Origin of the sequence: Saccharothrix coeruleofusca, assembly GCF_014648515.1 — a bacterium.
GTDB classification, from domain to species: Bacteria; Actinomycetota; Actinomycetes; order Mycobacteriales; family Pseudonocardiaceae; genus Actinosynnema; species Actinosynnema coeruleofuscum.
Window position 1 is genome coordinate 393,779 of sequence record NZ_BMRG01000003.1, and the last position, 26,660, is coordinate 420,438.

Annotated in this window: 27 protein-coding genes; 19 read left to right on the forward strand and 8 right to left on the reverse strand. The window is 71.9% G+C overall.

Translation table 11 applies throughout. The features are described from left to right. The 5 genes from IEZ00_RS10400 to IEZ00_RS10420 form a co-directional block, all read left to right on the forward strand. A partial coding sequence (locus IEZ00_RS10400) for a polyribonucleotide nucleotidyltransferase (protein ID WP_229795393.1) occupies nucleotides 1-2,103 on the forward strand: 2,103 nt, incomplete at its 5' end. Nucleotides 2,104-2,249: 146 nt separating this feature from the next. After that, a complete protein-coding gene (locus tag IEZ00_RS10405; protein WP_189222966.1) occupies nucleotides 2,250-3,554 on the forward strand; it encodes a M16 family metallopeptidase in 1,305 nt (434 codons plus the stop codon). Next, the gene (gene dapB / locus IEZ00_RS10410; protein WP_189222967.1) at nucleotides 3,551-4,318 is read left to right on the forward strand and encodes a 4-hydroxy-tetrahydrodipicolinate reductase; all 768 of its coding nucleotides are present in this window, start codon (nucleotides 3,551-3,553) and stop codon (nucleotides 4,316-4,318) included. Before IEZ00_RS10405 ends, dapB begins: the two co-directional genes overlap by 4 nt. A gap of 214 nt (nucleotides 4,319-4,532) precedes the next feature. Next, a complete protein-coding gene (locus IEZ00_RS10415) occupies nucleotides 4,533-4,988 on the forward strand; it encodes a tetratricopeptide repeat protein (protein ID WP_189222968.1) in 456 nt (151 codons plus the stop codon). 136 nt (nucleotides 4,989-5,124) lie between these two features. Then, on the forward strand, nucleotides 5,125-5,577 hold the full coding sequence (locus IEZ00_RS10420; RefSeq protein WP_189222969.1) for a PRC-barrel domain-containing protein: 453 nt from the start codon (nucleotides 5,125-5,127) through the stop codon (nucleotides 5,575-5,577). On the opposite strand, the gene IEZ00_RS10425 is transcribed toward IEZ00_RS10420, so the two are convergent. Beyond that, nucleotides 5,528-6,022 carry a YqaA family protein gene (locus tag IEZ00_RS10425; protein WP_189222970.1) on the reverse strand — a complete coding sequence of 165 codons (495 nt, stop codon included), beginning with the start codon at nucleotides 6,020-6,022 and terminating at the stop codon, nucleotides 5,528-5,530. The two genes, IEZ00_RS10420 and IEZ00_RS10425, sit on opposite strands and share 50 nt — an antisense overlap. 21 nt (nucleotides 6,023-6,043) lie before the next feature. Beyond that, complete coding sequence (locus IEZ00_RS10430) at nucleotides 6,044-6,598, reverse strand: GNAT family N-acetyltransferase (protein ID WP_189222971.1); 555 nt, start codon at nucleotides 6,596-6,598, stop codon at nucleotides 6,044-6,046. Nucleotides 6,599-6,671: 73 nt separating this feature from the next. Between IEZ00_RS10430 and IEZ00_RS10435 the strand changes: the two genes are divergently transcribed. Together IEZ00_RS10435 and IEZ00_RS10440 are read left to right on the forward strand one after the other, a co-directional pair. Then, entirely contained in the window at nucleotides 6,672-7,883 is a 1,212-nt protein-coding gene (locus IEZ00_RS10435; protein ID WP_189222972.1) for a winged helix-turn-helix domain-containing protein, read from the forward strand. 177 nt (nucleotides 7,884-8,060) lie between these two features. Continuing rightward, nucleotides 8,061-8,648: a TetR/AcrR family transcriptional regulator gene (locus tag IEZ00_RS10440; protein WP_189222973.1), complete on the forward strand. Its 588-nt coding sequence runs from the start codon at nucleotides 8,061-8,063 to the stop codon at nucleotides 8,646-8,648. A 54-nt stretch (nucleotides 8,649-8,702) separates the two neighbouring features. On the opposite strand, the gene IEZ00_RS10445 is transcribed toward IEZ00_RS10440, so the two are convergent. Together IEZ00_RS10445 and IEZ00_RS10450 are read right to left on the reverse strand one after the other, a co-directional pair. Continuing rightward, a complete protein-coding gene (locus IEZ00_RS10445) occupies nucleotides 8,703-9,596 on the reverse strand; it encodes a DUF4097 family beta strand repeat-containing protein (protein WP_189222974.1) in 894 nt (297 codons plus the stop codon). A 12-nt stretch (nucleotides 9,597-9,608) separates the two neighbouring features. Next, complete coding sequence (locus IEZ00_RS10450) at nucleotides 9,609-10,121, reverse strand: toxin-antitoxin system HicB family antitoxin (RefSeq protein ID WP_189222975.1); 513 nt, start codon at nucleotides 10,119-10,121, stop codon at nucleotides 9,609-9,611. A 120-nt stretch (nucleotides 10,122-10,241) separates the two neighbouring features. Between IEZ00_RS10450 and thyX the strand changes: the two genes are divergently transcribed. From thyX to IEZ00_RS10480, 6 genes are all read left to right on the forward strand, one after another. Beyond that, nucleotides 10,242-10,994, forward strand: a complete 753-nt coding sequence (gene thyX / locus IEZ00_RS10455) for an FAD-dependent thymidylate synthase (protein ID WP_189222976.1) — start codon at nucleotides 10,242-10,244, stop codon at nucleotides 10,992-10,994. Nucleotides 10,995-10,996: 2 nt separating this feature from the next. Beyond that, nucleotides 10,997-11,386 (forward strand): ACT domain-containing protein, encoded by a 390-nt coding sequence (locus IEZ00_RS10460; protein ID WP_189222977.1) that lies wholly within the window; start codon nucleotides 10,997-10,999, stop codon nucleotides 11,384-11,386. Nucleotides 11,387-11,470: 84 nt separating this feature from the next. After that, nucleotides 11,471-12,904, forward strand: coding sequence for a serine/threonine-protein kinase (locus IEZ00_RS10465; protein ID WP_189222978.1), 1,434 nt, complete (start codon nucleotides 11,471-11,473; stop codon nucleotides 12,902-12,904). Between the two features lie 26 nt (nucleotides 12,905-12,930). Then, entirely contained in the window at nucleotides 12,931-13,551 is a 621-nt protein-coding gene (locus IEZ00_RS10470) for a TIGR03085 family metal-binding protein (protein WP_189222979.1), read from the forward strand. 37 nt (nucleotides 13,552-13,588) lie between these two features. Then, nucleotides 13,589-14,497: a 4-hydroxy-tetrahydrodipicolinate synthase gene (gene dapA, locus IEZ00_RS10475; RefSeq protein WP_189222980.1), complete on the forward strand. Its 909-nt coding sequence runs from the start codon at nucleotides 13,589-13,591 to the stop codon at nucleotides 14,495-14,497. Continuing rightward, on the forward strand, nucleotides 14,494-16,173 hold the full coding sequence (locus IEZ00_RS10480; RefSeq protein WP_276530102.1) for a ribonuclease J: 1,680 nt from the start codon (nucleotides 14,494-14,496) through the stop codon (nucleotides 16,171-16,173). Before dapA ends, IEZ00_RS10480 begins: the two co-directional genes overlap by 4 nt. A 203-nt stretch (nucleotides 16,174-16,376) precedes the next feature. On the opposite strand, the gene IEZ00_RS10485 is transcribed toward IEZ00_RS10480, so the two are convergent. Next, a complete protein-coding gene (locus IEZ00_RS10485; RefSeq protein WP_229795395.1) occupies nucleotides 16,377-17,180 on the reverse strand; it encodes a lysophospholipid acyltransferase family protein in 804 nt (267 codons plus the stop codon). Between the two features lie 130 nt (nucleotides 17,181-17,310). On the opposite strand from IEZ00_RS10485, the gene IEZ00_RS10490 reads away from it, so the two are divergent. Next, nucleotides 17,311-19,821: an FtsK/SpoIIIE family DNA translocase gene (locus IEZ00_RS10490; RefSeq protein ID WP_189222982.1), complete on the forward strand. Its 2,511-nt coding sequence runs from the start codon at nucleotides 17,311-17,313 to the stop codon at nucleotides 19,819-19,821. A gap of 50 nt (nucleotides 19,822-19,871) precedes the next feature. On the opposite strand, the gene IEZ00_RS10495 is transcribed toward IEZ00_RS10490, so the two are convergent. From IEZ00_RS10495 to IEZ00_RS10505, 3 genes are all read right to left on the reverse strand, one after another. Further along, a complete protein-coding gene (locus IEZ00_RS10495) occupies nucleotides 19,872-20,294 on the reverse strand; it encodes a phospholipase (RefSeq protein ID WP_189222983.1) in 423 nt (140 codons plus the stop codon). 272 nt (nucleotides 20,295-20,566) lie between these two features. Beyond that, nucleotides 20,567-21,430 (reverse strand): MerR family transcriptional regulator, encoded by an 864-nt coding sequence (locus tag IEZ00_RS10500; protein ID WP_189222984.1) that lies wholly within the window; start codon nucleotides 21,428-21,430, stop codon nucleotides 20,567-20,569. 54 nt (nucleotides 21,431-21,484) lie between these two features. Beyond that, the gene (locus IEZ00_RS10505; RefSeq protein WP_189222985.1) at nucleotides 21,485-21,985 is read right to left on the reverse strand and encodes an amino-acid N-acetyltransferase; all 501 of its coding nucleotides are present in this window, start codon (nucleotides 21,983-21,985) and stop codon (nucleotides 21,485-21,487) included. Between the two features lie 141 nt (nucleotides 21,986-22,126). On the opposite strand from IEZ00_RS10505, the gene IEZ00_RS10510 reads away from it, so the two are divergent. From IEZ00_RS10510 to IEZ00_RS10530, 5 genes are all read left to right on the forward strand, one after another. Beyond that, nucleotides 22,127-23,545, forward strand: a complete 1,419-nt coding sequence (locus IEZ00_RS10510) for an AAA family ATPase (protein WP_189222986.1) — start codon at nucleotides 22,127-22,129, stop codon at nucleotides 23,543-23,545. Beyond that, complete coding sequence (locus IEZ00_RS10515; RefSeq protein WP_189222987.1) at nucleotides 23,532-24,083, forward strand: RloB family protein; 552 nt, start codon at nucleotides 23,532-23,534, stop codon at nucleotides 24,081-24,083. The genes IEZ00_RS10510 and IEZ00_RS10515 overlap by 14 nt, the downstream gene beginning before the upstream one ends. 71 nt (nucleotides 24,084-24,154) lie before the next feature. Next, the gene (gene rimO, locus IEZ00_RS10520) at nucleotides 24,155-25,531 is read left to right on the forward strand and encodes a 30S ribosomal protein S12 methylthiotransferase RimO (RefSeq protein WP_189223329.1); all 1,377 of its coding nucleotides are present in this window, start codon (nucleotides 24,155-24,157) and stop codon (nucleotides 25,529-25,531) included. After that, on the forward strand, nucleotides 25,528-26,112 hold the full coding sequence (gene pgsA / locus IEZ00_RS10525; protein WP_209621815.1) for a CDP-diacylglycerol--glycerol-3-phosphate 3-phosphatidyltransferase: 585 nt from the start codon (nucleotides 25,528-25,530) through the stop codon (nucleotides 26,110-26,112). Before rimO ends, pgsA begins: the two co-directional genes overlap by 4 nt. Next, complete coding sequence (locus IEZ00_RS10530; RefSeq protein WP_189222989.1) at nucleotides 26,109-26,582, forward strand: CinA family protein; 474 nt, start codon at nucleotides 26,109-26,111, stop codon at nucleotides 26,580-26,582. Before pgsA ends, IEZ00_RS10530 begins: the two co-directional genes overlap by 4 nt. Nucleotides 26,583-26,660 lie beyond the last annotated feature (78 nt).

Sequence of the window (26,660 nt, forward strand, 5' to 3'; positions counted from 1 at the left end):
CTGCTGTCCGCCACCACGGCGTCCAAGCAGCCCAAGGAGCACTTCGACTTCTTCCCCCTGACGGTGGACGTCGAGGAGCGCATGTACGCCGCGGGCCGCATCCCCGGCTCGTTCTTCCGCCGCGAGGGCCGCCCCTCCACCGACGCGATCCTGACCTGCCGCCTGATCGACCGGCCGCTGCGCCCGTCCTTCGTGGACGGCCTGCGCAACGAGATCCAGGTCGTCATCACGGTGATGAGCCTGAACCCGGCCGACCTGTACGACGTGGTGGCCATCAACGCCGCCTCGGCGTCCACGCAGCTGGCGGGCCTGCCGTTCTCCGGTCCCATCGGCGGCGTCCGGGTGGCGCTGATCGAGGGCCAGTGGGTCGCGTTCCCGACCCACGAGCAGCTGGAGAAGGCCGTGTTCGACATGGTCGTGGCGGGCCGCGTGGTCGGCGACGACGTGGCGATCATGATGGTCGAGGCCGAGGCCACCGAGCACGTGATCGACCTGGTGAGCGAGGGCGCCCAGGCCCCCACCGAAGAGGTCGTCGCGGCAGGCCTGGAGGCGGCCAAGCCGTTCATCCGGGTGCTGTGCGAGGCCCAGGCCAAGCTGGCCGAGGTCGCCGCCAAGGAGACCGGCGAGTTCCCGACCTACCCGGCCTACCAGCCCGACGCCTACGAGGCCGTCGAGCAGGCCGCCGCGGGCGAGCTGGCCCAGGCGCTGACCATCGCGGGCAAGCAGGAGCGCGAGAACCGCATCGACGAGGTCAAGCTCTCGGTGCTGGAGAAGCTGGCCGAGCAGTTCGAGGGCCGGGAGAAGGAGGTCGGCGCGGCCTTCCGCTCGCTGACCAAGAAGCTGGTCCGCCAGCGCATCCTGCGCGACAAGGTGCGCATCGACGGCCGCGGCCTGACCGACATCCGCTCGCTGTCCGCCGAGGTCGCGGTCATCCCGCGCACCCACGGCTCGGCGCTGTTCGAGCGCGGCGAGACCCAGATCCTGGGCGTCACCACGCTGAACATGCTGCGCATGGAGCAGCAGATCGACTCCCTGTCGCCGGAGACGCACAAGCGCTACCTGCACCACTACAACTTCCCGCCGTTCTCCACCGGTGAGACGGGCCGGGTCGGCTCGCCCAAGCGGCGCGAGATCGGCCACGGCGCGCTGGCCGAGCGGGCGCTGATCCCGGTGCTGCCCAAGCGCGACGAGTTCCCCTACGCGATCCGCCAGGTCTCCGAGGCGCTGGGCTCCAACGGCTCCACCTCGATGGGCTCGGTCTGCGCGTCCACGATGTCGCTGCTCAACGCGGGCGTGCCGCTCAAGGCGCCGGTGTCGGGCATCGCCATGGGCCTGGTCTCCGACGAGGTCGACGGCAAGACCGAGTACGTGGCGCTGACCGACATCCTCGGCGCCGAGGACGCGTTCGGCGACATGGACTTCAAGGTGGCGGGCACCAAGGAGTTCGTGACCGCGCTGCAGCTGGACACCAAGCTCGACGGCATCCCCTCCGAGGTGCTGGGCGCGGCGCTGAGCCAGGCCCGCGACGCGCGGCTGACCATCCTGGAGGTCATGGCCGAGGCCATCGACGTCCCGGACGAGATGAGCCCCTACGCGCCGCGCGTCACCTCGGTGAAGATCCCCACCGACAAGATCGGCGAGGTCATCGGGCCCAAGGGCAAGATGATCAACTCGATCACCGAGCAGACCGGCGCCGACATCTCCATCGAGGACGACGGCACCATCTACGTCGGCGCGGCGGACGGCCCCTCGGCCGAGGCGGCGATCGGCCTGATCAACGCCATCGCCAACCCGCAGCTGCCCAAGGTCGGCGAGCGCTTCCTGGGCACCGTGGTCAAGACCGCCGCCTTCGGCGCGTTCGTGTCCCTGCTGCCGGGCAAGGACGGCCTGATCCACATCTCCAAGCTGGGCAACGGCAAGCGCATCGGCAAGGTCGAGGACGTGGTCAAGGTCGGCGACAAGCTGCGCGTCGAGATCGCCGACATCGACCAGCGCGGCAAGATCAGCCTGGTCCTGGTCAACGAGGACGAGGCGGCCGCCCCGGCGGCGAACGCCCCCGCGCAGGCCCCGGCCGAGACCCCGGCCGAGTCCCCGGCGCAGTGACCAGCAGCGTCAACGAGACGGCCGCGGGTGCTTCGGGCACCCGCGGCCGTCCGCGTCAGAACGGGGCCCAGGACAGCACCCCTGGCAGGACCCGGGACAGGACTCGGGGCGGACCGGGCCACCTCCAGCGGCCCGGCAGCACGCGGGTGCTGGAGCAGAGCGCCGCGGGCGTGACGGTGCGCCGCAGCGTGCTGCCCTCCGGCCTGCGGGTGATCACCGAGCGGATCCCCGGCGTGCGGTCGGCCTCGGTGGGCCTGTGGGTGCAGGTCGGTTCGCGCGACGAGCGCGCCGACGTGGCCGGTGCCGCGCACTACCTGGAGCACCTGCTGTTCAAGGGCACCGCGCGGCGCTCAGCGGCGGTCATCGCCGAGGAGATCGACGCGGTCGGCGGCGAGCTGAACGCGTTCACCGCCAAGGAGCACACCTGCTACTACGCGCACGTCCTGGACGAGGACCTGCCGCTGGCCGTGGACCTGGTGTGCGACGTGGTGTTCGAAGCGCTGTGCGAGCCCCGCGACTTCGAGACCGAGCGCGGCGTCGTGCTCGAAGAGATCGCCATGCGCGATGACGACCCCGAGGACCTGCTGCACGACGCCTTCCTCGACGCGCTCATGGGAGACCACCCGTTGGGCCGACCGGTGCTGGGCACCGAGAAGTCCATCGGGGACATGAGCCGCGACGCGCTGTACGGGTTCTACCGGCGTCGCTACACGCTGCCGCGGATGGTGCTCGCGGTCGCGGGCAACATCGACCACAACCACGTGATGCGGTTGGCGCGCAAGCAGATCGGCGACCGGCTCGCCCGCACGGGCACGCCGGTGGCCCCGCGCGCGGGTCGCGCGCGGATCGCCTCGTCGCGCAAGCTCGTGCTGCACAGCGACGACACCGAGCAGGCGCACCTGATGCTCGGCGTGAAGGCCCTGGACCGCCACGACGAGCGCAGGTTCGCGCTCAACGTGCTCAACGCGGCACTGGGCGGCGGCATGAGCTCCCGCCTGTTCCAGGAGGTCCGCGAACGCCGCGGCCTGGCCTACCAGGTGTACTCGTCGGTCGGGTCCTATGCGGACACCGGCACGTGGTCGGTGTACGCGGGCTGCCAGCCCGACCGGCTCGGCGACGTGGCGGGCGTGATCCGCGACGTGCTGTCGGTGGTGGCCGCGGAGGGGCTGTCCGACGCCGAAGTGGCCAGGGGCAAGGGCCAGCTGCGCGGCGGCCTCGTGCTGGGCCTGGAGGACACCAGCTCGCGGATGTCACGCATCGGCAAGGGCGAGCTCAACTACGGCGACTACCTGTCGGTCGAGCAGACGCTTGAGCGCATCGAGGCGGTCACCGCGGACGACGTGGCCGCCCTGGCCGCGGAGTTGCTCCGACGTCCCGTCGCCGCCGCGGTGGTCGGCCCTTACGCTCACGCCGACGACTTGCCGCCCCAGGTGCACGAGGTGATCTCTTGACCCAGCGTTCTTCCGACGAGCCGATCCGGGTGGGCGTGATCGGCGCCCGCGGCCGCATGGGCGCGGAGGTGTGCCGCGCCGTCGAAGCCGCGCAGGACATGGAGGTCGTCGCCACGGTCGACGCGGACGACCGGCTGTCCGCCCTGTCCGACGCGGCCGCCGAGGTGGTGGTCGACTTCACCCACCCCGGCGTCGTGATGGACAACCTCCGGTTCTGCGTCGACCACGGCATCCACGCCGTGGTCGGCACCTCCGGCTTCGACGCGGACAGGCTGTCGACCGTGTCCGAGTGGTTGCGGGCCAAGCCGGACCTCGGCGTCCTCGTGGCCCCGAACTTCGCCCTCGGCGCGGTGCTGACCATGCGCTTCGCCGAGCTGGCGGCTCGGTACTACGAGTCGGTCGAGGTCATCGAGCTGCACCACCCGCGCAAGGCGGACGCGCCCTCGGGCACCGCCGCGCACACCGCCCGGTTGATCTCCCAGGCCCGCGAGGCGGCGGGACTGGCGGCCATGCCGGACGCGACGACCCAGGAGGCACCCGGCGCGCGGGGCACGCTGGTGGGCGACGTGCGGGTGCACTCCCTGCGGATCGCCGGCCTGATCGCGCACCAGGAAGTCGTGTTCGGCACGGAGGGCGAGACGCTGACCGTGCGGCACGACTCGCTGGACCGCAAGTCGTTCATGCCGGGTGTGCTGCTGGCCGTGCGGTCGGTGTTCGACCACCCCGGCCTGTCCGTCGGCCTGGACAAGTACCTCGACCTCTGAGGCGGTGGTCCTCGGTGGGGTGGGGGCGCCACCCTCCTCACCGGGGACCGCGACGTCGGCCGCTGGTGTCGATAGGCGTCTCCTTCCTGTCGTCGCGTCGGTGGACTCGCCCCGCGCCGCCGGGGGCCCTCCGGCGGTCGCTCGTGATCGACTGTAGAACAAGTGTTCGAACGATGTGGCCGCGCAGGCCCGTGTTCAGCAGATCGGATGACAGATGAGGACCCGCACCACCGCCCTGCTGATCACCGCCGCCCTGGTGGTGTACTTCGTGCTGCTCGGCGGCCGGGCGGTCGTGCTGCTGGGCACCGGCGACCCGGTGGGGATCGGCCTTGGCGTGGGGGTCCTGCTGCTGCCGCTGATCGGCGCGTGGATCGTGTGGACGAACCTGCGGTTCGGGTTCGTCACCGAGCGGATGGCCCGCCTGCTGGACGCGGAGGGCGGTCTGCCGGACCTCTCCGACCTGCCGCGCAGGCCGTCCGGGCGGGTGGACCGGCAGGCCGCCGACGCGTGGTTCGACCAGCGCCGCGCCGAGGTGGAGGCCGACCGGGGCGACTGGCGGAAGTGGTTCCTGCTGGCGCAGGCCTACGACCTCGCCGGGGACCGCGGCCGGGCGCGCGAGACGATGCGCAGGGCCATCGAGCTGTTCCAGTCCTCGGCGGATCAGCCGTAGGTCCGGGGGGAAGCGGTCGGTCCCGCGTCACCCGCCGCGTCGTCGCGACCGTCCCTTACCTCGGGCAGGCGATTTCCAGTCCCTCGCCTGAGTGAGACCGGGTGCGACCCCGCTCGTCGAGGGGTATCGCGAGACCATGTACCCCTCAGCTGTGGAACGCCTCTACGACTGCGAAGTCCTCGACCGGCACGGCCAGCGCATCGGGTCGCTGCGCGGGCTGTGGCTGGCGGCGGGCAGCGGCGTGCCGAGATGGGCCGTGGTGGGCATCGGCGGCGCGGAGGTCCTCGTGCCGGTCCGCGGCGGGCAGGTGCGCGAGCGCCGTCTGGTGCTGCCGATCGAGAAGCACGAGGTCGAGGGCGCCCCTGCGGCGCAGGGCGACTCGCTGGACGTGGCGCGGGTGCACGACCACTACCGGCTCACCGCGTCCGACGAGCAGCTGGTGCGGCACGAGCGCGCGGCGGGCGTCGGCGCGGCCAGCGTCAGTGCGGCCAGCGTCAGTGCGGCCAGCGTCAGTGCGGCCAGCGTCAGTGCGGCCTGCGTCAGTGCAGCCAGCCCGCGACCGCCGCGGGGGACGCCGCCAGCAGGCTGAACCGGGCGAACCGGCCCACCACGCCGGTGGTCAGGAACAGCGTGGTCGACATGCCCGCCAGACCGGCGAGCACGGTGGTGAACATGAACGGCGGCATGCCGACCACCGAGCTCACCGCGTGCGTGCCGAACATCCAGTGCGGGTGCCGGTGGCAGCGCTCGCGGACCCACTCCAAGCGCGACTTCCACTTGACCCGCCACGCCGAGGTCCGCTCCGGCCGCTCCTTGCGCTTGAGGAACGCGGGCAGGTGCAGGCTTCCGCGCGCGGCGAGGAAGTACAGCAGCTTGCCCAGGACCTGCCCCGCCGCCACCGCGATGCCGATGCACCACCACGAGATGCCCGGTTGCTGGGTCGCCAAGCCGATGACGAACACCTCGATGCTGATGAGGGGGACGATCGCGGAACCGACCGCGACGCCGAAGGTTAAGAGCAGCCAGCCGAGCACCTGGCCGAGGCTAGCAACGACTCAGCGCCGCAGCAGTAGGGTCAGCACCCCGGAAACCCTTATTTCGCGCAGCGGTCGCCCGCCCGCGTCCAAGGTGCGCACCGTTCCGTCCGCGGTCCAGCCCGCGGAGCGGTAGAAGGCGGTGGAAGCCTTGTCGGCTTCGGGGATCCACGCGATGCCGCGCGTCGCGCCCCTGTCCCGCAACGCCTCCGCGGCCGTGGCGAGGAGCCTGCCGCCGTGTCCGCGTCGCCCCCACCGGGGCTCGACCAGCAGCGTGGACACCAGGGCCGTGGTGGCCGCGTCCTCGGGCAGCGTGCCGTCGGCGGCGGCCACCTCCTCGTCCGGGGCGAGCCCGGCGAGGCAGAACCCCACGATCCAGCGGCCCTCCGTGGCGACGAGGACCTGGCCGTGCGCCACGGCTTCGGCCCACCTCGGCGCGGTCCGGGAGACGTCGAGGTCGGCGAGCACCTCGGGGGGCAGGAGGTCCGCGTAGGCGGTGCGCCAGGTGTCGCGGTGGATGCGGGCGATCTCCGCCACGTCTTCGGGCCCGGCGGTGCGGACGGCGGCGTCGGCCATGCCGGGCACCCTAGGGGATCGGCGTCCGCCGGGACTGTCGGACCCTGCCGGCACGATCTCACCCGTGCAGAGGATGAGCGCAGACGTAGCCAGGCGGATCGCGTTGGCGGCACAGGGGTTCGCCGATCCCCGGCCCCTCTCCCCACCCACCCGCCGCCACCTCCAGCGGGTGCTCTCGCGCGTCCAGCTGCTCCAGCTCGACTCGGTCAACGTGGCCGTGCGCGCCCACTACATGCCGGTGTTCAGCAGGTTGGGCTCCTACGCGCCCTCGCTGGTGGACGACGCGGCGTGGTCGCACAGCGCCCGCAAGCCGAGGCTGCTGGTGGAGTACTGGGCGCACGAGGCGAGCCTGGTGCCGGTGGAGGACTGGCCGCTGCTGCACTCCGGGGCCAAGAAGCCCGGCTGGTGGCGCAACTACGGCGTGCACGCGCAGCGGTCCTCGCAGCTGGTCGACGACATCCTGGCGGTGGTCAAGGAGCTGGGCCCGGTCGGCGCCGGGACGATCGAGCGGGAGCTGACCGGCGGCGGTCCGCGGGCGCGGGGTCCGTGGTGGGACCGCTCCGAGGTCAAGCAGCTGTGCGAGTACCTGTTCGGCCTGGGGGAGCTGACCACGGGGTCGCGGCGCGGCTTCGAGCGGCTCTACGACCTGACCGAGCGGGTGCTGCCCGCGCAGGTGCTGTCCCGGCGGGTGGACGCGGCGGAGGGGGCGCGCGAGCTGGTCGCCAGGGCGGCCGTGGCGATGGGCGTGGCGACCGAGCCGGACCTGCGCGACTACTACCGCCTGCAGCCCGGCCACAGCAGGCGCGCGGTGGCGGAGCTGGTGGAGCAGGGCGTGCTGGTCCCGGTCCAGGTGGACGGGTGGTCCGCGCCCGCGTACCGGCACGTGGCGGCCGCCGCGCCGCGCAAGGTCGCCGGTCGGGCCCTGCTGTGCCCGTTCGACCCGCTGATCTGGGAGCGGGCCCGCACCGAGCGGTTGTTCGGCTTCCGGTACCGCATCGAGATCTACGTGCCGGAGGAGAAGCGGGTGCACGGCTACTACGTCTTCCCGTTCCTGCTGGACGGGGAGCTGGTGGCCAGGGTCGACCTGAAGGCGGACCGCGCGGTGGGGGCGCTGCGGGTGCAGGGGGCCTACGTCGAACCCGGCGCCGAGCCCGGCCGGGTGGCGGCCGAGCTGGCGGCCGAGCTGCGCCACATGGCCGACTGGCTGGAGCTGGAGGACGTGGTGGTGATGCCGAGGGGCGACCTGGCGCTCGCGCTCGGCGCCGCGGTCCACACCATCAGGTGACAAGGGGTGAAACTTGTCAGCACAAGGCCGATGATGGAGGCATGACCGAGACCACGACGCGGCGCGTGCCGGAGGCGGCGGCTGCCTGCCACGCGGTGGGCCGGTCCCCGGCGCTCGGAGTGGTCCAGACCCGCACAATGGTCCCGCCAGTACCGCGAGCACCAAGAGGAGACCGTCGTGGCGGAAGGCGCGTTGACCCCCGAGGTCATCCTCGACACGGCCGAAGAGGTCCTGCGCCGTTTCGGCCCGGCCAAGGCGACGGTGGTGGACGTCGCCAGGGCGCTGGGGGTCAGCCACGGCAGCGTCTACCGGCACTTCCCGACGAAGGTCGCGCTGCGCGAGGCGGTCACCCGGCGCTGGCTCGACCGGGGCCGCGCGGAGCTGGCCGAGCTGGCGGCCGGTGACGCCCCGGCGTCCCGGCGACTGCGCGACTGGCTGAACGCGCTCTTCGAGGCCAAGCGCAGGAAGGCGGCGGAGGACCCCGAGCTGTTCGCCACCTTCTCCGTGCTGGTCGACAAGCGGAGCGGCGTGGCGGCCGCCCACGTCAGCCAGCTGGAGGAGGAGCTGACCAGGATCATCAGCGACGGTGTGGCCAGCGGCGAGTTCGCGCCCCGCGACCCGCGCACGACCGCACGGGCCGTCTTCGACGCCACGAGCCGCTTCCACAACCCGTCGCACGCGGCGGATTGGGTGTCCCCGGACATCCGGGCCGCGTTCGACGCCGTGGTGTCACTGGTGGTGTCAGGCTTGCGGTCGAGCGAGTGAGCCCGCGGCCCGCCGGTGCGCGGGCCGCGGGCCTCGGGGCTCCGCCGGGGTCGGTCAGCTCGCCGATGTGGTGACCAGGGCGTGGCCGCTGCTCGTGCGGCCGGTGACGAACAGCGAGGGCTCGTCCTCGGGCGGGGTCTTCGACACCTCCAGGTCGCTGCGCGCCGATCCGGAGTTGGAGGCCAGGTCGATCTGCGCCGCCACGCCCGGCCGGACGCCGACGCGGACGTCGCCGGAACCGGTGCCCATGTGGAGGCGGCCGGAGGCGGCGTCGGCCACGGTCACGTCACCGCTGCCGGTGCGCACCTGCACGTCGTCCTGCACCGCGCCGAGCCACACGTCCCCGGTGCCGGTGTAGAGGGTCGTGTTGCCGCCGATGGACGACACCTCGATGTCGCCGCTGCCGGTCTTGGCCTTCAGCCCGCCCAGCATCGGTCCCAGGCGAACCTTGCCCGAGCCGGTGGTGACCTGGGCCGCGCCGTCCGCGCGGTCGGCGTTGACGCTCCCGGTGCCGGTGTTGAGGTCCAGCCGCCCGGCCGCGCCGGTCACGGTGACGTCCGCCGACCCGGTCTTGGTCGTCACGTGCGACCCGTTGGGGGCCCGCACCACCACGCCCAGCGGCACCGCGCGCAGCGGCAGCGCCTTGGACGCGTGCACCACCAGTCGCTGCCCGGTGAACTCGACCTGCGCGTCGCGCACCGCCTCGGTCGGCCCGGCCTGCTGGCCGCGGTTGCTGCCGAACTGGTCGTTCACCCAGGTCAGCAGACCTGACAGGCCCGCGGTCCAGGACTCGCCCGCGCCGGGGTCGTGGCGCAGTTCGACGTGCACGCCCGGCTCGTCGACCAGGTGCACCTGCACACGGCCCGCGAGCAGGGCCACGTCGACCTCCACCGGCCCCTCGGCGTCGAAGTCCTGCCTGCGGACCAGGTCCGATCCCGTGCTCTCCACCGCTCCCCCTCCTCAGCCCTGCACCCAGCCGCGCACCCGCGACGACGGGCCGCCGCCGTGGTCCTTCGGCGGTCCCCAGGGGCCGCCCTTGGGCCCGCGCCGCCCGCCGACCGCGCCCTGCACGGCCTGCGCGACGAAGGTGTTCAGCGACATCCCCTGGGCCGCGGCGGCCTGTTCCGCCTTGGCCTTGAGCTCGTCCAGCAGTCGCAGGGTGACGCGCGTGGCGTCACCGCCCGCGGGCCGGGGGACTTCCTGCGGCTCCGGTTCGGGCTCCTGCTGGGGCGCCGCCCCGGTGACCACGACCCGGACGTCCCGGCCGTCCAGCCGGACCTCCACCACCGGACCGTCGAGCGCGGCGGTGACCTCGGCGGCCATGTCGGAGAGCGCGTTCATGACCGCCAACCGGGCGGCCGGTTCCAGCGCGGCGGACAGCGCGGCGGCGGCCCGGCGGGTGGCCTCGTCGCCCGCGGACGCCGCGGTCGCGAAGTCCTCGCGCAGTGCTGCGATGTACGGTGACAGATCCATGACACCACCATGACGTCATATCTGGCGTCAGTCAAGCGTCAGCGTGATGCGTTCACTGGTGGCGGACATTCCCACCATGGGCGTTTTCGCTCGGCGCGGGACGGCGGTTAGGGTTCGGCCATGGCTGAGACGGTGTCGCCGAAGGTGCAGTTGATCGCGAAGACGGAGTTCTTCCCGCCTGCGGACGTGCCGTGGTCCACCGACGCCGACGGCGGCGAGGCGCTCGCCGAGTTCGCGGGCCGCGCGTGCTACCAGTCGTGGACCAAGCCCAACCCGGCGACCGCGACCAACGCGGGCTACCTCCGCCACATCATCGAGGTCGGCCACCTGTCGGTGCTGGAGCACGGCTCGGTCAGCTTCTACCTGACCGGCATCTCCCGCTCGCTGACCCACGAGCTGATCCGCCACCGGCACTTCTCGTACTCGCAGCTGTCCCAGCGGTACGTGCCCGAGCGCGACGCCGCCATGGTCGAGCCGGACGTCATCGCCGCCGACCCCGAGCTGCACGCCAAGTTCGTGGCCGCCGCCGAGGCCAGCGTGAACGCCTACAACGAGCTGCTCAAGGGCCTGGAGGAGAAGTTCTCCGACGTGCCGAGCGCCACGCTGCGCCGCAAGCAGGCCCGCCAGGCCGCCCGCGCCGTGCTGCCCAACGCCACCGAGACCCGCATCGTGGTCACCGGCAACTACCGCGCCTGGCGGCACTTCATCGCCATGCGCGCCACCGAGCACGCCGACGTGGAGATCCGCGCATTGGCCGTGGAGTGCCTGCGTCAGCTGCAGAAGGCCGCGCCCAACGCGTTCGCCGACTTCGCCATCTCCGCGCTGCCCGACGGCACCGAGGTGGCCTCCAGCCCGCTGGTCAGCGAGGGCTAGCCGTGAAGCGGCTCGTGGTCGACGTCCAGCCGGGCGAGTACACCGTCGCGCGGCTGCCCGCCGACGCGCCGGTGCCGCCCGGTCTGCTGGACGCCGAGGGGCTGGTGTCGGTCACCCGCACGCCGGACGAGCTGTCGGTGGTGTGCCCCAGCGAGCACGCGCCCGCCGACGCCCGGACGCAGGACGGGTGGCGGCTGCTGACCGTGCGCGGACCGCTGGAGTTCACCCTCACCGGCATCATGGCCGCGCTGTCCGGGGAGCTCGCCGCGGCCGGGGTGAGCCTGTTCGCGCTGTCCACTTACGACACCGACCACCTGCTGGTCAAAGCCGTCGACCTGGCCCGCGCGGTGCAGGCGCTGCGGCAGTCGGGGCACGAAGTCACGAAACCGTGAAACCGGGACGGGCGTCGAGCGGTCTGAAGTAGCGTTCGACGCCCACTGGGGTTCGACGCCCGCTGGGGTTTGAGGAGTGCCACGGTGACTGGACAGCAGGGCTTGGCCGCGCAGCCGCGCGTCATCGCGGGCAGGTACACCCTGCTCGTCGAGCTGGGGCGCGGCGGCATGGGCGTGGTGTGGCGGGCGCAGGACACCGTGATCGGCCGCCAGGTGGCGATCAAGGAGCTGCACCTGCCCGAGGGCATCGCGCCGCAGGAGCGCCGGGTCCTGGAGGAGCGGGTGCTGCGCGAGGCGCGCACCGCGGGCAGGCTCAACGACCCGGCCGTGGTCACCGTGTTCGACGTGGTCGCCGAGAACGGCATGACCTACATCGTGATGGAGCTGGTCGAGGCGGCCACGCTGTCCACGCTCATCGAGCGGCACGGCCCCCTGCCGCCGGACCGGGTCGCCTCCATCGCGCTGCAGGCGCTGTCCGCGTTGGACTGCGCGCACCAGGCGGGTGTCGTGCACCGCGACGTCAAGCCTGGCAACCTCATGGTCACCCCCGGCGGCCGGGTGAAGCTGACCGACTTCGGCATCGCCCAAGCGGTCGACGACCCGCGGCTGACCACCAGCGGCAGCATCATCGGCTCACCCGCCTACATGGCGCCCGAGCGCCTCCACGGTCACGAGGCGTCGCCCGCCTCCGACCTGTGGGCGCTGGGCGCGACGCTGTGCTACGCCGTGGAGGGCGCCAACCCCTACGAGCGCTCGACCACCGCCGCCACGCTGAACGCGATCATGACCGAGGTGCCCCGGCTGAGCCGGGCGCACGGCACGCTCGCCGCGGTGATCACGGGCCTGCTGATGCCCGATCCGGCGGCCCGGCTGACCGGCCCCCAGGCGCGGGCGATGCTGGAGCGGGCCGCCGCCCAGCCCACCCCGCCGCACGGCTTCGGCCCGTCGCAGGTCACCGTCAGCCACACCCAGCCGACGGCCGCCGCGAAGAAGCCGCCCGCCCGCAAGCTGGCCGTCGCGGGCGCGGTGGTGGCCGCGCTGGCGCTGTTCACGGCGGGCGTGTTCACGGGCCGCTGGCTGTTCACCGACACCCCGCCCGTCGCACTGGCCGAGACGGTCACCTTCGGCGCGGGCGGCGCGATGCGCGAGTTCAAGCTGGACCAGGGGCAGTGCGGGGACAACTTCCTCGGGCAGAACGTGCAGGTCGGCTACACCGACTGCGCCGACGAGCACGCCGTGGAGGTCTTCGCCGAGGGCTCGCCGTTCGGCTCGGTCGACAAGATCCCCTACCCCGGCGACGAGTGGCTGCGCGCCTACGCGCTGGACTTCTGCACCCTGCACTTCAAGTCCGAGCGCGTGCCGCTGGCGAGCAAGGACAGCCAACTGCTCTACGCCGCCGTCGTGCCCACCGCGGGGGAGTGGAAGGTGGAGGCCGACGGCAAGGGGGCGCGCGGCATCGCCTGCGTACTGTGGAACAAGGACCGCAGCCAGCTCACCGAGCGGGTGATCGCGAAGTAGTCGTGACCACCCAGTAACGTGGCCACATGGGTGTCGCGCGCGACGAACGCAGGCTGCTGGTCGAACTGCTCGCCGAGGTCGGCCCGGACGCGCCGACGCTGTGCGACCCGTGGCGCACCAGGGACCTGGCCGCGCACCTGGTCCTGCGCGAGCGCAGGCTCGACGCCGCGCCCGGCATCATGCTCAAACCCCTCGCGGGCCACACCCGGCGCGTCCAGGACGCCTACGCGGCCAAGCCGTGGGCCGAGCTGGTCGACCTGGTCCGCCAGGGCCCACCCCGGTGGTCGCCGTTCGGGCCGCTGGACGAGCCTGCCAACGCGATGGAGTACTTCGTCCACCACGAGGACGTGCGGCGCGCGGTCGACGGCTGGAGCCCCCGCTCGCCCGAGCCCGCGCGCGACGCGGTGCTGTGGCGCCACGTGGGCCGCGTCGCCAGGAGGACCTACCGCCGCAGCCCGGTGGGCGTGATCCTGCGCCGCCCCGACGGCGACGCGGTGACCGCCAAGTCCGGGCCCAACCCCGTGGTGCTGAACGGGCAGGTCGCGGAACTGCTGCTGGTCGCGTCCGGCCGCGACCGCGTCCAGGTGGACTTCGACGGCGACCCGGACGCCGTGCGCGCTGTCAAGACCCTCGACCGGAGTATGTAGTCGCTGCTCGCTGAGGGTGACGCGGTAGCGTTTGGCCATGACCGGATGCCCTACCGCCTCGCCCGGCCGCCCCTTCGGCCGCGTGCTCACCGCCATGGTCACCCCGTTCGACGCCCAGGGGGCCGTCGACCTGGACAAGGCGCAGCACCTCGCGAAGCACCTGGTCGAGCTCGGCAGCGACGGACTGGTCGTCAACGGCACCACCGGCGAGAGCCCGACCACCGACGAAGCCGAGAAGCTGGACCTGATCCGCGCCGTGGTCGAGGCGGTCGGCGACCGCGCGACCGTGATGAGCGGCGCGGGCACCTACGACACCGCGCACAGCGTCGGGGTCGCCCGCAAGGCGCAGGACGCGGGCGCGCACGGCCTGCTGGTGGTGACCCCCTACTACTCGCGGCCCACGCAGGCGGGCCTGCTGGCCCACTTCACCGCCGTGGCCGACGCGGTGGACGTGCCGGTGATGCTCTACGACATCCCGCCGCGCTCCATCGTGCCGATCGAGGTCGACACCCTGCTGCGGCTGGCCGAGCACCCGCGCGTGCTCGCGGTCAAGGACGCCAAGGGCGACCTGGCGGCGGGCAGCCGGGTCATGGCCGAGACCGACCTGGCCTACTACTCCGGCGACGACCCGCTGAACCTGCCGTGGCTGTCGGTGGGCGCGGTCGGCTTCGTCAGCGTGCTCTCGCACGTGGCGGCCGACCGGCTGCTGACCATGCTGGACGCCTTCGAGTCCGGCGACGTCGCCACCGCCAAGGCGGTGCACCGGTCGCTGCTGCCGCTGCTGCGGCCGTTCGGCCGGATGCCCGGCGTCACCTACACCAAGGCGGCGCTGCGGCTGCGCGGCATCGACGTGGGCGACCCGCGGCTGCCGCTGGTCCCCGCCACCCCCGAGGACATCGACTACATCACTGAGGCCCTCGAGGCCGAACCGGGAGTCAACGCGTGATCAACCCGAGCTCACCCCCGCCCGCACTGGCCGACGGAGCACTGCGCGTCGTCGCACTGGGCGGCATCGGCGAGGTCGGCCGCAACATGACCGTCTTCGAGCACGCCGGACGGCTGCTCGTGGTGGACTGCGGCGTCCTGTTCCCCGAGGACGACCAGCCTGGCGTCGACCTCATCCTGCCCGACTTCAGGGCGATCGAGCACCGGCTGGAGGACATCGACGCGCTCGTGCTCACGCACGGGCACGAGGACCACATCGGCGCGGTGCCGTTCCTGCTCAAGCAGCGGCCGGACCTGCCGGTGGTGGGCTCGAAGTTCACCCTGGCGCTGCTGGCGGCCAAGTGCAAGGAGCACCGGCAGAACCCCACCCTGGTCGAGGTCGTGGAAGGCGAGCGCCGCTCGTTCGGCCCCTACGACCTGGAGTTCTTCGCGGTCAACCACTCCATCCCCGACGCGCTGGCGGTGGCCATCCGCACCGCCGCGGGCCTGGTGCTGCACACCGGCGACATCAAGCTCGACCAGCTGCCGCTGGACGGCCGCCTCACCGACCTGGGCGGGTTCTCCCGGCTGGGCGACGAGGGCGTGGACCTGTTCCTGGTCGACTCCACCAACGCCGAGGTGCCCGGTTTCGTGGCACCCGAGCGGGAGATCGGTCCGGTGCTGGAGAACGTCATCCGCAAGGCCAACCAGCGGGTGATCGTGGCCTGCTTCGCCTCGCACGTGCACCGCGTGCAGCAGGTGCTGGACGTGGCCGTCCAGTACCGCCGCCGGGTGGCCCTGGTCGGCCGCTCGATGGTGCGCAACATGGGCATCGCGGCCGAGCTGGGCCTGCTGCACGTGCCCGACGGCCTGTTCGTCGACCTCGACGAGGCGATGCGGCTGCCCGAGGACGAGGTGCTGTTCGTCTCCACCGGCTCGCAGGGCGAACCGCTGTCGGCGCTGTCGCGGATGGCGCGCGGCGAGCACCGGCAGATCTCCATCCGCGCGGGCGACACCATCGTGCTGGCCAGCTCGCTGATCCCCGGCAACGAGAACGCCGTTTTCGGCGTCGTCAACGGCCTGGTCAAGCTGGGTGCGACGGTCATCCACCAGGGCAACGCCAAGGTGCACGTGTCCGGCCACTCACCCGCCGGTGAACTGCTGTTCCTCTACAACGCGGTGCGCCCCAGCAACGTCATGCCGGTGCACGGCGAGTGGCGCCACCTGCGCGCGAACGCCGCGCTGGCGGTGGCCACCGGTGTGGCCGAGGACCGGGTGGTGATCGCCGAGGACGGCGTGGTGGTGGACCTGGTCGACGGCAAGGCCGCCATCAGCGGCCGGGTCGAGGTCGGCCACGTCTACGTCGACGGCCTGTCCGTGGGCGACGTGGGCGAATCCACCCTGTCCGACCGCCTGGTGCTGGGCGAGGGCGGCTTCATCGCCATCACGGTCGCCGTGGACTCCAGCACCGGTCGCGCGGTCGCCCCGCCCACGGTGTCCGGGCGCGGCTTCTCCGACGACCCCAAGGCGCTGGACCAGGCCGTCTCCCTGGTGGAAATGGAGCTGTCGCGCACCGAAGCGGAAGGCATCACCGACTCGCACCGCATCGCGCAGGCGGTGCGCCGGGTGGTGGGCCGCTGGGTCGCCGAGACCTACCGCCGCCGCCCGATGATCGTGCCCACGATCCTGCCTGTGTAGGACTGACCCGGCTCCGCCGGGTCAGGCTCGGCCGCCCGGAAGTCGGCCTGCCGACGCGGCCTCGCGTGGGGGTCACCTTGTCGGTGTGACTTCGGCGGCTGGGGTGGTGGGGGCGCGGTTGCTCGCCGGTCGGACGAGCGCGCCGGAGAGCCCGAACGCGGCCGACGACAGCAGCGCAGGCGCGGTGCCCCTGGCGGCACGGGTCACGACACCGTCCGGTCGCCCGCCGGTCGCCAGGGGCTGCTGCCGGTGGTGGGGCGGGTCGGGTCGTGGAACTTGGGCAGGTCCGGCTCGTCGGCGCGCAGCGGGACCAGACCAGCGGTGATCGCCCGCATGATCCGCTCGTGCGCCCGCCGCGCGTCGCCCGCACGTCCGTCGCGCAGGTCCGACAGGTCCACCGGCGTTCCGAAGTGCACCTTGAACGTCGGTCGCTTGCGCAGTCCGCGCAGGTAGGAGGTCAGGTAGGGCTTGAAGTCCGCCCACCCGCGCACGTGCGTGTTGCCCCAGCAGACCGCCTCGTGCGCGCCCCACTGGCTGACCGGGACCACCGGCACGCCGCCGCTGAGCGCCAGCCGAGCCGCGCCGGTCTTGCCCCGCTCCGGCCACAGGCCGGGGTCGAGGCTGATCCGGCCCTCGGGGTAGAGGGCGATCGGGTCGCCGCCGCGGCCGAGCACCTCCACCGCGCGGTGGTAGGCCGTGCCCACGTCGGCCGCGGCCCGGTCGACCCGCAGGTGCCCGCACGCCTTGAGGACCGGTCCGATGACCGGTGTGTCGAGCAGCCCGCCCGCGAGCAGGAACCGGGGGGCGACGCCGATCCGGTGGCAGGCGGCGATCAGCACGAACGGGTCGAGGTTGCCGATGTGGTTGGACACCAGCAGCAGGGGGCGGCCCCGCAGGTCCTCCGGGATGTCACCGGTGACCTCAAGGCGCCCGCTCAACCCGACGAGGGCCCGGTCGACGGCGGTCAGCGCGCGCCACAGCGGCGGGGTGGACGCAGGATTCGGCACAGCGGGCAGGCTACGGCGTGTCGAGGTGTCGGCGCACCGGGTTCCGGGCAACCATGGGCGTCGAGCAGCGCACGTCACGTCCCCGGTGACTCGTGGGGCGGGTGGGACACGAGGGACTACCGTTAGAGCCATGGCCGGCCGGACTGGGACTTCGCGCAAGGGCACGACCCGCAGCAGGACCGGGTCGAAGCCGCGGGCGGGCGCGTCCAGGGCGCGATCCGCGGCCAAGCGACCCGCGGCGAAGCGACCGGCGGCCAGGAGACCCGCCACGCGCCGGTCCTCCGGGCTCGGCCTCGTCGGCCGGACCTGGGGTCTGCTCGGCCGCGGCGTCGGCGGGGTGGTCCGCGCGGTCGGCCGGGGCAAGGAGCTGGACCCGGCGCACCGGCGCGACGGCCTGGCGCTGGTGCTGATCGCGCTCGCGGTGATCACCGCCTCGGGCGTGTGGTGGCAGGCGGGCGGTCCGGTCGGGCAGTGGGTCGACGTGGCGGTGCGCAGCTCGGTGGGCGCCCCCGCGATGATCCTGCCGGTGGTGCTGCTGGCGATCGCGATCACGCTGATGCGCACCGACCCGACGCCGGAGGCCAGGCCCCGGCTGGTGATCGGCGGGCTGCTGGTCACCGTGGGCTTCCTGGGCATGTTCCACCTGATCGGCGGGCTGCCGTCGGACCCGGTGGCGCGGCGCGGCGCGGGCGGCGCGCTGGGCTACCTGTCCGGCGGGTTCCTGGCGCAGGGCCTGACGCCGTGGGTGGCGGGCCCGCTGCTGTTCCTGATCTTCGGCTACGGCGTGCTGGTGCTGATGCACCTGCCGGTCCGGCAGATCGCGCCCTGGCTGCGCGAGCACGTGCACCGCGGGCACGACCAGCTCGACGGCTTCGAGGAAGACATCGACCTCGACGACCTCGACGACATCGAGGAGGAGCCCAAGCCCGCCCGGCTGCGCAGGCCGTCGCGGCGCAGGCAGGCCGCCGCGCCCGAGGGGCAGCCCGAGCTGCCGCTGGACGAGGAGGTGCCCCCGCCGCCCACGCGCCCGATCAAGCAGGCCAGGGCCGCCGTGCCGCCCCCCGACCGGGCCGCCGAGACGGTCCCCGACCGGACCGCCGAGAAGCCCGCGGAGCGCACCGCCAGGGTCGAGGCGCTGGCGGTGCGCGCGGTGGAGGGCGACTACCAGCTGCCGCCGCCCACCATCCTCAAGGACGGCGACGCGCCCAAGGCCCGCAGCAAGGCCAACGACCTGATGATCGAGGCCATCACCGGCGTGCTCGACCAGTTCTCCATCGACGCGCAGGTCACCGGCTTCACCCGCGGCCCGACGGTCACCCGGTACGAGGTGGAGCTGGGCCCCGGCGTGAAGGTCGAGAAGATCACCGCGCTGACCAAGAACATCGCCTACGCGGTGGCCACCGACAACGTGCGGCTGCTCGCGCCGATCCCCGGCAAGTCCGCGGTGGGCATCGAGGTGCCCAACAGCGACCGCGAGATGGTGCGGCTGGGCGACGTGCTGCGCTCGCCGGGGACGGTGGCGGACAACCACCCGATGGTCATCGGCCTGGGCAAGGACATCGAGGGCCACTTCGTCACCGCGAACCTGACCAAGATGCCGCACCTGCTGGTCGCGGGCTCCACCGGTTCGGGCAAGTCGAGCTTCGTGAACTCGATGCTGGTCTCGCTGCTGGCGCGGGCCACGCCGGACGAGGTCCGGATGATCCTGATCGACCCGAAGATGGTCGAGCTGACCCCGTACGAGGGCATCCCGCACCTGATCACGCCCATCATCACCCAGCCGAAGAAGGCCGCCGCGGCGCTGGCCTGGCTGGTGGAGGAGATGGAGCAGCGCTACCAGGACATGCAGGTCAACCGGGTGCGCCACATCGACGACTTCAACCGCAAGGTGCGCAGCGGCGAGATCAGCGCCCCGCCGGGCAGCGAACGGGTGTACCGGCCCTACCCCTACATCATGGCCATCGTCGACGAGCTGGCCGACCTGATGATGACCGCGCCGCGCGACGTGGAGGACGCGATCGTGCGGATCACCCAGAAAGCCCGCGCGGCGGGCATCCACCTGGTGCTGGCCACCCAGCGGCCGTCGGTGGACGTGGTGACCGGTCTGATCAAGACCAACGTGCCGTCGCGGCTGGCGTTCGCCACCTCGTCGCTGACCGACTCGCGGGTCATCCTGGACCAGCCGGGCGCGGAGAAGCTGATCGGCATGGGCGACGGGCTCTACCTGCCCATGGGCGCGGGCAAGCCGGTGCGCATCCAGGGCGCGTTCGTCGGCGACGAGGAGATCGCCGAGATCGTCGAGTTCACCAAGCGGCAGGCCCAGCCGGAGTACACCGACGGCGTCACCGCGGCCAAGGCGGGCGAGAAGAAGGAGATCGACGCCGACATCGGCGACGACCTGGAGCTGCTGCTCCAGGCCGCCGAGCTGATCGTGACCTCGCAGTTCGGCTCGACCTCGATGCTGCAGCGCAAGCTGCGGGTGGGCTTCGCCAAGGCGGGCAGGCTGATGGACCTGCTGGAGACGCGGGGCGTGGTGGGCCCGTCCGAGGGCTCCAAGGCGCGCGAGGTGCTGATCAAGCCGGACGAGCTGGACTCGGTGGTGCACCTGATCCGCGGTGGTCCGGCTCCGGAGGAGGAATAGGAACAGCCCGGAGCCGATCCGCCGCGTCCCGCCCCGACCGCGGGCGCCGGTCAGCTCGCGCCGAACTCGCGCACGGCCTCGTAGTAGAGGTCCGCGACGCGCTGGCACGCCCAGTTGCCGCCGCACTGGTGGTACATGTCGGCCTTGAACTTGTCGTCGATCGTGAGCCGGGTGGTCTCGTTGAACCGGCTCTGCCGCTTGTAGTTGCGGTAGCCGAAGTCGTGGCGGTGGCAGGCGGGCAGGAACTGGAAGCCGAACGGGTTGTCCGGCGACCACGAGCAGCCGTCCGAGGACCAGTCGAGCTGGTCGGCGTTGGGCTGGCTCGCGCGGATGGAGCTGAACTGGGCCAGGGTCTTGGTGAACAGGTAGTCGTCGGTGACGGCGGGCGCGTCGATGGCGTGGGCGGTGCCCGCGCCGAGCAGCAGGCCCGCCGAGGCGGCGACGACGGATAAGGCGGTGCGCAAGGACCTCACGGTGCTCCCCCTCGTGGTTGGTGTGGGAGCTTCATACCGGGTGGTGGCGAAGGGCGGACAGGTCCGATCGGACCCATGCGGTGGCCATCGCCCCTGACCTCGCGGGGCGGCAAGCGTTTGCCGCGCACCGCCCGGCGGACCTCGGGTCCCGTGCGGGACCGGTGTCCGCCGGGCGGCGGGCACCCGGCTAGCGGGCGGTCGAGCGGGCGAGCCGAACCCCTCTCACCGGCTCGAACCGCTCGACCGGCGCCGGGCACGTGGGTGCGGCGCGGTCACCGGATGGACTCCTCCGGCTCGTCGGCCCGGTCGAGGAAGCGCTGGATCGCCGGTTCGTCCGGGACCTCGGCGTCCTCCGGGGCGCTGATGAGACGTTCGGCGATGGGCAGGGGTTCCGCCACCCACGCCGGGTGGAACTCCCCGCCGGGCAGCAGCCCGTGCTTGCGGGCGAACTCCTCGGCGGCCTCGCGGATCGACTCGCGCAGGGTGCCGACGACCACGGTCTCGGCGGTGTAGGTCAGCTCGACCAGCAGCGCGCGCATCCGGTCGAGCTGGTCGTCCTGGTCGGTCTTGTCCGCCAGCTGCGGCCACAGCCTGCGCTCGAACAGGGTCACGAAGTCCGCCGCGATCGCGTCGGTCGACCGGCGCAGCAGCGCGAAGTGGTCCAGCGCGTCGTCGCAGGGCACGCCCATGCCGGACAGCCGGTGGCCGCACTCCAGCGCCCAGCGCCGCGCGTACGGCCTGCCGCGCCGCCACCGCAGCAGGCCCACCTGCACGGCCCGGCGCAGCACGCTGGGGCGCATGTGACCGACGGGGACCAGCTTGGTGATGTCGCGCAGGCCGACCCGCACCCAGTCGTCGGGGCCCTCGTTGTCGCCGACGCCGAGCACGGCCGCGACCGTGGCGCCCCGCTCCCGCGCGGCGACCAGCTCGGCGATCGCGGGCAGCGAGAAACCACGCGCCTGCAGCCGCTGCACGAGGGTCAGCCGCTCGATGTGCGAGGCGTCGTAGTAGGCGACCCGGCCCTGCCTGCGCGGCGCGTGCAGCACGCCTTTGGTCTGGTACATGCGGATCGTGCTGCCGGGCAGGCCCACCCGCACCGCCAGCTCGTCCACCGTCAGCTGCTCCACGCCGCCCATCGTGACGGGTCGGCGTTAGAGCAGTCAACACTGTTCGAGTTCTGGCTCGAATAATTACAGGTGCAGCAGCATGCGGGAGTTGCCCAGCGTGTTCGGCTTCACGTAGGACAGGTCGAGGAACTCCGCCACGCCCTCGTCGGCCGAGCGCATGATCTCCTCGTACACCTCGGGTGACACCGGCGTGCCGTCGATCTCCACGAACCCGTGCTTGCCGAAGAACTCGGTCTCGAAGGTCAGCACGAAGATCCGGGCCAGCTGCAGCTCCCGCGCCGTCTCGATCAGCTTGCGCACGATGCGGTGCCCGATCCCGCGACCGACGGCGGTGGGGGAGACCGCGACCGTGCGGATCTCCGCCAGGTCCTCCCAGAGCACGTGCAGGGCCCCGCAGCCCAGCACCTCGCCGTCCTCCTCGGCCACCCAGAACTCCTGGACGTCCTCGAACAGGGTGACCAGCGGCTTGGCCAGCAGCACCTTGCCCGCGTAGTGGTCGATGAGGGCCTTCATCGCCCGCACGTCACCGGTGCGAGCCCGCCGCACGTTGATCGGGTCGTTCACACCGCAAACGTAGTCGCTGTCCGATCCAGCCCGCTGATGGGCACTCCATTAGGTGAAACACGCTGAGAACGAACCTCAAGTGCCTGATCGTGCGGTTTACTTGCGCGGAACCGGCTGTAGTGGCGACACGGGGGGTGTCAGGTGCTCCGCAGCTTCAGGATGGGCAACCATCGGTCGTTCCGCCACGAGCAGGAACTCCTGCTCATGCCCGCCTACGCGAAAAACCAGTTGGCTGTGCCCGTGGCGGCCATCTACGGCGCGAACGCCTCTGGCAAGTCGAACCTGTTGGATGGTCTGAAGTTCATGGCGGACGCGGTGCGCGACTCCTTCGGCCAGTGGCGTCCGGGAAGTGGCGTCCCCCGACGGTCGTTCAAGCTCGATCCTCTCGCGGGGGAGGAGCCGTCGATCTTCGTCGCCGAACTGGTCGAGAAGGATGTGCGGTACACGTACGGCTTCGAAATCGATGACAAGCGCATTTGTTCCGAGTGGCTCTACAGTTACCCCGAAAAGCGTAAAAGGGTGCTCTTCGAGCGTGACGTGGACCAGATCAAGTTCGGCAAGGCGATCGCCGGGGCGGCTGCCAAGGTGGAGGTGTTGGAGGACTTGTTGCGGCCCGACGCGCTGTTCCTCAGTCTGGCCGCCCAGTCGAACGTCAAGGCTCTCGTACCGGTGTACCGGTGGTTTGTCGACCGCCTGAGCTTCCGCTTATGCGGTTACGCGGTGGACGTCGACCGGCATGTGGCGGATTTCCTGCTCGCGAACGAGGGCAAGCGCGAACAGATGGTCGAGTTGGTGCGTGCGGCGGACTTCGGCATATCGGGAATCGAAGTGGCCGGCGAGTACGATGCCGAAGTGGAGACTGTCCTGCGGCAATACCAGGATCGGTTGACAGATATGGAGCGCAGTCGTCGTGATCTTATCAACAAGTTGCACGGGATAAACTCGATGATCAATGCTGGGGAAACTTCTTCGGAGTTGGCGAATCGGCGCGACAAGTTGACCTCCCAGTACGCGGAACTGCATGGCCGGATGCGCCACGTGGACAACAGGATGAAGGCGGTTCAAGCTGCTGCCGAAACCTCTCGCAGCGTCAGGCTCTCCCACGGTGTCGGCGAGCCCTTCCGACTGGCCGAGGAGTCGGCGGGCACGCAGGCGTGGCTGGGGATGCTCCCCACCGTGCTGACCGTGCTGGCCGAAGGGGGAACGTTGGTCGTTGACGAGATCGACGCCAGCCTGCACTCCTTGCTGGCGGGCCGTCTCGTCGCCCTCTTCAACGATCCCGACAGCAACCGGGGGGGCGGCCAGCTCATCTTCACCACGCATGACGCCACGCTGCTGCACCCGCCACTCGCCGACCGGGTGCTGAACCGGGACGAGGTGTGGTTCGTGGAGAAGGACGCGACTGGCGCGAGCGTCCTCTACCCCCTCACCGAATTCAGGCCACGCAACGAGGACAACTTGGAGCGCCGCTACCTCGCCGGCTTGTACGGCGCGGTGCCCGAGGTGCACGAAGAACTCTTCGCCAGGGCTGTTCGAGGCGAAGCAGATGTCGAGGCGTGAGAACTCCTACGGCCGGAGTGCCGGATTCTCGTCGCTCCGGCGGAGGAACATCCTCGTTGTCAGCGGAGGGCAGAAGAGCGAGCCGCAGTACTTCTCGGGGTTGAAGCTGACCAGGGGCGCGCGGATCAGGGTCAGGTGCAAGGTTGACTCTCCGCTGAACCTGGTTCGGCACGCGGAGAAGGTGTGGAATCAGTACCGGGAGGAGTTCGACACCGCTTGGTGCGTCGTGGACGTGGACAACTTCGACATCTCCTCGGCTGTTCGGCTGGCCGCTTCGAAGAACATCAACCTCGCCGTGTCCGACCCGTGCTTCGAAGTTTGGCTCCTGCTCCACTTCGCCGATCACTGTGGCCACATCGCTGACTACAGAGCCGCGCGAAATCTGCTCGCCAGGCACGTCCCAGGCTATGACAAGAAGCTGAACTACGCCGCTTTCGCCCCTGGGCTCGACGATGCCATCGCGCGAGCCAAGGCGCTGCCGCCGGGCAACCCCTCCACCGGCGTCTGGCGGCTGGTCGAAGCGGCCTTGAACCGCTGAGTGCGGGAGCCCCCGGCGGGGGCGGTTACCCTGGGGCGGTGTCTTCCCCCACCACGTCCAAGCGCGTAGCCATGCTGACCCTCGGGTGTGCCCGCAACGAAGTCGATTCCGAGGAGCTGGCGGGCAGGCTCACCGCAGGCGGCTGGGAGCTGGTCGACGAGGAAGCCGACGTGGTCGTGGTCAACACCTGCGGCTTCGTCGAGTCGGCGAAGAAGGACTCCGTGGACACCCTGCTCGCCGCCGCCGACAGCGGGGCCAAGGTGGTCGCCGTCGGGTGCATGGCCGAGCGGTACGGCGCGGAGCTGGCGGAGAGCCTGCCCGAGGCGCACGCCGTGCTGGGCTTCGACCACTACGCCCAGCTGGCCGAGCGGCTCGACGACGTGGTCGCGGGCAAGGTGCTGGAGTCGCACAAGCCGGTCGACCGCCGCACGCTGCTGCCGCTGACCCCGGTGCAGCGGCCCAAGGCGGCCGAGGAGGTGCAGGTGCCCGGCCACGGGTGGGGGCCGCGCGTGCTGCGCACCCGCCTGGAGGACACCCCGGTCGCGCCGCTGAAGATCGCCTCCGGGTGCGACCGGCGGTGCTCGTTCTGCGCCATCCCGTCCTTCCGCGGCGCGTTCGTCTCCCGCCACCCCGACGAGGTGGTCGCCGAGGCGATGTGGCTGGCCGAGCAGGGCGTCCGCGAGCTGTTCCTGGTCAGCGAGAACTCCACCTCCTACGCCAAGGACCTGCCGCGCGAGCTGGGCGGCCTGGAGCAGCTGATCGGGCGGCTGGCCGAGGTGCCCGGCATCGACCGGGTGCGGGTGTCCTACCTGCAGCCCGCCGAGACCAAGCCGTCGCTGGTCAAGGCGATCGCCACGACCCCCGGTGTGGCCGACTACTTCGACATGTCCTTCCAGCACTCCAGCGAGCCGGTGCTGCGCCGGATGCGCCGGTTCGGCTCCACCGAGTCGTTCCTGGCGCTGGTCGAGCAGATCCGCGCGCTGGCGCCCAAGGCGGGCATCCGCAGCAACGTGATCGTCGGCTTCCCCGGCGAGACCGAGCAGGACCTGGCCGAGCTGGAGCGCTTCCTCACCGAGGCCCGGCTGGACGCGGTGGGCGTGTTCGGCTACTCCGACGAGGACGGCACCGAGGCCGAGGGGCTGCCGGGCAAGCTGGACCCCGACACCGTCGCCGAGCGGGTGGCGCGGGTGTCCGCGCTGGTGGAGGAGCTGACCGCGCAGCGAGCCGAGGACCGGGTCGGCGACGAGGTCGTGGTGCTGGTCGAGCACGAGGAGGACGAGGAGTCCGACTGCGTCGGCCGCGCCGCGCACCAGGCGCCCGAGGTCGACGGCGAGTGCGTGATCACCAACTCCGAGGGGCTGCGCGTGGGCGACCTGGTGCGCTGCCGGGTCGACGCCGCCGAGGGTGTGGACCTGGTGGTCTCCGCGATCGAGGTGCTCCCGCGGTGACCGAACCCGCGCGCGTGCCGGTGCTGAACATCGCCAACGTGCTGACGATGTCCCGGCTGGCGCTCGTGCCGGTGTTCCTCTACGCCCTGTTCGCCGAGGGCGGGCACCACTCGTGGTGGCGGCTGACGGCGTTCGCGGTGTTCGCGGTGGCCTCGGTCACCGACCACGTGGACGGCAACCTCGCCCGCAAGCACGGCCTGATCACCGACTTCGGCAAGATCGCCGACCCGATCGCGGACAAGGCGCTGACCGGCGCCGCGCTGGTGGGGCTGAGCCTGCTGGGCGAGCTGCCGTGGTGGATCACGGTCTTCATCGCGGTGCGCGAGCTGGGCGTGACGCTGCTGCGGTTCTGGGTGATCAGGCACGGCGTCATCCCCGCCAGCCGGGGCGGCAAGGCCAAGACGCTGGCGCAGATCCTGGCGATCGGCCTGTACCTGCTGCCGCTGCCCGCCTGGCTGGAGCCGCTGGCCCCGGTGACCATGGGCGTGGCGGTGGTGCTGACCGCGGTGACCGGCGTGGACTACGTGGTGCGCGCGTTCCGGCTGCGCGCCAGGGGCAAGCGGGCGGTGGCCGGGGCATGAGCGCGCGGGAGGTGGTGGCGCGGCTGCTGGCCCGCCGGGAGACCGTGGCCACCGCCGAGTCGCTGACCGCGGGCATGGTCGCCGCCGAACTGGCCACCGTCCCCGGCGCCAGCGCCGCGCTGCGCGGCGGGCTGGTGGTCTACGCCACCGACCTCAAGCACGCCCTGGCGGGGGTGGACGCCGGGTTGCTGGCCGAGCACGGCGCGGTGCACCCCGAGGTGGCCCGCCAGCTCGCCGAGGGCGCGCGGGCGCGCTGCGGGGCCACCTGGGGCCTGGGGCTGACCGGCGTGGCCGGGCCGGACCCCCAGGACGGCGTCGCCCCCGGCACCGTTCACCTCGGTTTGTCCGGTCCGTCCGGTTCGGCGGTGCGCACCATCGCGGTGGGCGGAGATCGCGCCGCGGTCCGCGCGAGGTCCACAGTGGCCGCCCTCGACCTCCTGCTCGATCACCTCCCGGTCGCCGCCGGATGAGCTGAACTGGGCAATTCCGGTCACACCCGAATGCGGGCGCGGGAACTTCCCGGCCCGTTCACCCGTTCGCTCTTGGAG